Source organism: Vibrio sp. 10N.222.55.C6, from assembly GCF_041473395.1.
GTDB lineage: Bacteria > Pseudomonadota > Gammaproteobacteria > Enterobacterales > Vibrionaceae > Vibrio > Vibrio crassostreae_C.
The window spans coordinates 1-1,080 of the sequence record NZ_JBFRSD010000811.1 but is presented as its reverse complement, the minus strand read 5'-3'; the positions used below and the strand labels follow the sequence as shown (position 1 = coordinate 1,080).

The 1,080-nt window shown below is 38.3% G+C and carries 1 protein-coding gene; it reads left to right on the top strand.

The annotated features are described in order from the left end of the window. Window positions 1-235: 235 nt before the first annotated feature. Window positions 236-1,080, top strand: an 845-nt coding sequence (locus AB4486_RS26310) for an NAD-dependent epimerase/dehydratase family protein (protein ID WP_372119706.1), incomplete at its 3' end; no start/stop codon positions are given.

The following is a 1,080-nucleotide window of genomic DNA, read 5'->3' as shown; positions in this document are numbered from 1 at the left end:
AATAAGTACTTTGAATTAAACGTAAAGTCTTTATTAACGGTTGAGTTGAATATTATTCTTTTCTTTCTTTTTCCTACTATAAAAAATAATGATAGAAAAAAACCAGAAGTAGCATCGACAAAGCGTTGGATTAAAAATTTATTTTTATTGTTAATTGACCACATGATAACCACCAATAGACTTGATATACTAATATACTACAGCATACGTAATTCAGAGAGAAGTGGCTTTGGAAATGGTCTTAGTAACTGGCGGTAACGGTTTTATTGGTAAAGAATTGGTTACATTCTTACAAAATGATTTCACGGTGCGAACATCCGTGCGTCAACTGGATGGTAAGTGCAAAGCCCTCCCTCCATCTGTTGAAACTGTTGTTACTGGTGATATATCTGACAAAACAAACTGGAATAGGGCGATTGATGGTGTTGATGTCGTCATTCATCTTGCTGGTAGGGCGCATATTTTGGATGATACAGCCCTTTCTCCTATCGACTTGTTTAGGGAGGTTAATACTAAAGCGACATTGCACCTGTTTGATGAAGCCGTTAAGAATGGTGTCCGACGTTTTATTTTTGTAAGTAGTATTGGTGTCAACGGCAATATTACTCATGGAAAACCATTCACAGAACAAGATTCCCCCGAGCCAGCTTCTGATTATGCTCTTTCAAAATATGAAGCAGAAAAACAACTTACCCTAGCGGCTGCTCAAAGTGACATCGAACTTGTTATTATTCGACCTGCTTTAGTGTATGGGAAGAATGCGCCGGGAAACATTGCACGATTGTCTCGAATAGCCACTAGATGTCCATTTTTACCATTCGGCTTAGTCGCAAACCGTAAAAGTTTTGTCTCAATTGAGAATTTAGTGTCATTGTTGGCGTTGTGTATTACTCATCCGGCAGCTTCTAATCAAGTGTTTTTGGCTGCTGATACTACACCCGTTTCGACAAAACAATTGGTTAACATTTTAAGCAAAGTTGAAGAAACAAATACGATAAACTTTCCTTTTCCCGTCGTGCTTATGCGTATGGCTGCAACACTCCTGGGAAAGAAGGCTATGGCTAGTCAATTGTTTGATGA